The following is a 3,381-nucleotide window of genomic DNA, read 5'->3' on the forward strand; positions in this document are numbered from 1 at the left end:
GTCCGCGGCTACTACGGCGACCACGCCCATTCGGTGATCGACCCCGCGCGCAAGCAGGCCTATGACGCGGCGGTCGCGCCGCTGCACGATGCGCTGGCGCAGGTCGAGGCGATGGTCGACCGCTACCGCCGCACCGGCGACCCGGCGGCCGCACGCTGCGCCGCGCAATGGCTCGACCGCTTCGCCCGCGACGGGGTGCTGCTGGGCGAGGTCCGCGGCAACCAGTCGGTCTATGTCCAGGGCTGGATGCTGGGCGGGCTGGCCGTGTCCTGGCTGAAGCTGCGCGGCGACCGCGACCCCGCGGACATCGACTCCCGCCACCGGATCAAGAACTGGTTCTCCGCCCTGGCGGACCGCAACCTGGCCTATTACAGCCCCGGCCGGGCGACCCGCACCGACACCCGCAACAACCACCGCTACTGGGCCGGCTTCGCCGTGGCGGCGGCGGGCATCGCCACCGGCCGGGCCGAGCTGCTGGACTGGGGCATCGCCAGCTACCGCCTGGGCGCCGCCCAGGTGGACGAGGACGGCATGCTGCCGCTGGAGGCGGCGCGGCAGGGCCGGGCCTTGCACTACCACCTGTTCGCCGCCGCGCCCCTGGTGATGATCGCGGAGCTGGCGGCCGTCAACGGCGTCGACCTCTATCCGGAGGCGAACGGCGCCCTCGGGCGGCTGGTGGAGCGGGCGCTGTCGGGGCTGCAGGATCCGCGCCGCTTCGCCGAGCGGGCCGGCGCGCCGCAGGAGGATCCCGGTCGCGAGACCTGGGCCTGGGTCGTGCCCTATCTGCATCGGGTTCCCCAGGCCCGGGCGGAGCTGCCGGCCGGCGCCGACCTGTCGCGCGGCACCCTGTATCTGGGCGGGCTGCCGCCGGATTGACCGGCATGCGGGGCAGCGATGCGCCGATGTCGGACTGCGCCCGGCGCGACTCGTGCTAGGAACAAAGGCCGAACGCTTCCCGCCGCCCAGGCGAGTCCCATGCCTTTCGATGCCTGTCCCGAACGCGCCGCCCCAGCGCGGCGTGCCGCCCGACTTGCCGCGCTCAGCCTCGGCGTCGTGGTGGTCCAGATCGACGTCACCGTCGTCAATGTCGCGCTCGATCAGATCCAGGGCCTCATGCAGGGTGGCGTCGCCGCGCTGCAATGGGTGGTGAACGGCTACACCCTGGCCTTCGCCAGCCTGCTGCTGACCGGCGGCGCGCTGGGCGATCGCTTCGGGGCGCGGCGCCTGTACCTGGCCGGCTTCGCCCTGTTCACCCTGGCGTCGCTGGCCTGCGGCCTGGCGCCGACCGGCACGGTGCTGATCGCGGCCCGCGTCGCCCAGGGGCTGGGCGGGGCGCTGCTGATGCCCTGTTCCCTGGCCCTGGTCGCCCATGCCTATCACGACCCGGGCGAGCGGATGCGGGCGATCGGCATCTGGGCCGGGGCCGGCGGCATGGCGATGGTGGCCGGGCCGGTGGTCGGCGGCGTGCTGGTCGCGCTGTTCGGCTGGCGCAGCATCTTCCTGATCAACCTGCCGATCGGCGCGGTCGGCCTGTGGCTGACGCTGCGCTTCACCACCGAGACCGAAGGCCGCCACAACCGCGCCCTCGACCTGCCGGGCCAGATCCTGGCGATCGTCGCGCTGGTGGCGCTGACCGGGTCGATCATCGAGGGCGAGCCGCTGGGCTGGACCAGTCCCCTGGTGATGGGCGGGGCGGCGCTGTTCCTGCTCGCCGGCATCGGCTTCCTGCTGGTCGAATCCCGCAGCGCGGCGCCGATGATGCCGCTTGGCCTGTTCCGCCACCCGGTGTTCTCGGCCGTCTCGCTGATCGGCTTCCTGCTGAATGCCGGCTATTACGGCTCGACCTTCCTGCTCAGCCTCTACTTCCAGGGGCCTCTGGGCCTGTCGCCGCTGCTCACCGGCCTCGCCTTCGTGCCGATGACCGGGCTGATCGCCTTCGTCAACGTCTTCGCCGGCCGGGTCGCGGCGCGGCACGGGGCGCGGCTGCCGATGGTGTCGGGTCTGTGTCTGACCGTCGCCGGCTTCGCCGCCCTGGCGCTGGCGCTGACCCCGACGGCGGATTATGGCGGCCTGTGGTGGACGCTGCTGCTGATCGGCTGCGGCACGGCGCTGACGGTGCCGCCGATGACCGCGGCGCTGCTGGCGACGGTCGACCGCGCCCGCTCCGGCATCGCCTCGGGCGTGCTCAACTCGCTGCGCCAGACCGGCGGCGCCATCGGCGTCGCCGTGCTCGGCGCGATCGGCGGCGGCGGGATGTCGGTCGACGGCATGCGGCTGGCGATGGCGCTCAGCGGCGGCGTGCTGGTGTTCGCCCTGCTGGCCGCGGTGATCTGGGTGCGCAAACCGTCACGCTAGGGCCGGCCGGCGGGCCTTGCTCTTCTGCAGCCGGCGCAGCCCGGCCAGCGCGGTGACGGCCAGGCCGGCGCCCAGCACGATCCAGGCCGGGCGGGGCCCGAAGGCGAAGATCAGGTTGGCGCGCAGCACCCGCATCGGGTCGACGCCGGTGAACAGCCCGTACATCGCCGCCTCGCCGCCGGCCGTGACCAGGGCGGTGACCACCGACAGCGCCGCCAGCATCCACAGCGGCAGCCCGTCGCCGCGGCCCAGGCGGGCGTCCAGCACGCGCCAGGCCAGGAGCCAGATGGTGAAGCCTGCCAGCATGGTCGGGATGGCGACGTCGACCTTCGACTGCATCACCCCATGCACCAGCCCCAGCACCACGATCGGGTAGATCAACTGGTGCAGCCGCTGCCAGCGCTTGCCGCCCAGCCGCTTGATCATGGCGTCGGTCGAGGTGGCCAGGAGCGGCATCAGCCCCAAGAGCGCCAGGAAGCCGATGGTCAGGTACAGGCGTTTGACGATCTCCGACGCCACGAAGCCCAGGTCGAAATGCTGGGTGGCGGCGTAGCCGGTCAGATGGATCAGCACATAGGTGGCGGCGGCGACGCCGATCATGCGGCGGACCAGGACCAGCTGCGGCCAGCGCAGCGCCCGCTTCAGCGGCGTGATGGCCAGGCCGATGACCAGGAAGTACAGCGTCCACAGCCCGATGGCGCGCTGGAAGGTCTGCACCGGGTCGGCGCCCAGGTCGCCGGCCAGCAGCCGCCCGCCATACCAGAGGCCGGGCAGCAGCAGCAGGACGAAGACCACGGTCTTCAGCCAGGAGAAGCGGCCGGCACGGTCGGTGAAGGGCGAGCGCATGGGGTCCTCGACGGGCGCGGTCGGATGGCGGCCACGGGGACAGGATAACGCGGCCATCCCTCTATACGGAGCGGAAGGCCGGGACGTTTCATGACATCGGGTTTATGTGGGCTGTCCGAGGAGAGAAAGTGTGAGTGCCTCTCCCGCTTGCGGGAGAGGTCGGAGACGCGAAGCGGCTCC

At 72.4% G+C, this 3,381-nt stretch carries 3 protein-coding genes; 2 read left to right on the forward strand and 1 reads right to left on the reverse strand.

What is annotated here, in order from left to right; all coding sequences use genetic code 11:
* Both P409_RS29945 and P409_RS29950 read left to right on the forward strand, forming a co-directional pair.
* The coding region (locus tag P409_RS29945; RefSeq protein ID WP_052121574.1) for an alginate lyase family protein at positions 1-876 on the forward strand (876 nt) is incomplete at its 5' end.
* Positions 877-975: 99 nt separating this feature from the next.
* Positions 976-2,355: an MFS transporter gene (locus P409_RS29950; RefSeq protein ID WP_052121575.1), complete on the forward strand. Its 1,380-nt coding sequence runs from the start codon at positions 976-978 to the stop codon at positions 2,353-2,355.
* Here P409_RS29950 and P409_RS29955 read toward each other — a convergent pair.
* The gene (locus P409_RS29955) at positions 2,347-3,201 is read right to left on the reverse strand and encodes a protein-methionine-sulfoxide reductase heme-binding subunit MsrQ (RefSeq protein ID WP_034847026.1); all 855 of its coding nucleotides are present in this window, start codon (positions 3,199-3,201) and stop codon (positions 2,347-2,349) included. The two genes, P409_RS29950 and P409_RS29955, sit on opposite strands and share 9 nt — an antisense overlap.
* Between the last annotated feature and the right edge of the window lie 180 nt (positions 3,202-3,381).

Source organism: Inquilinus limosus MP06 (assembly GCF_000767795.1).
In the GTDB taxonomy this organism is placed as follows: Bacteria; Pseudomonadota; Alphaproteobacteria; order DSM-16000; family Inquilinaceae; genus Inquilinus; species Inquilinus limosus_E.

What these genes read in the sequence shown, in the direction of transcription:
- P409_RS29950 (WP_052121575.1), top strand. Translation starts at nt 976, where the DNA reads ATGCCTTTCGATGCCTGTCCCGAACGCGCCGCCCCAGCGCGGCGTGCC.
- P409_RS29955 (WP_034847026.1), bottom strand. Translation starts at nt 3,201, where the DNA reads ATGCGCTCGCCCTTCACCGACCGTGCCGGCCGCTTCTCCTGGCTGAAG.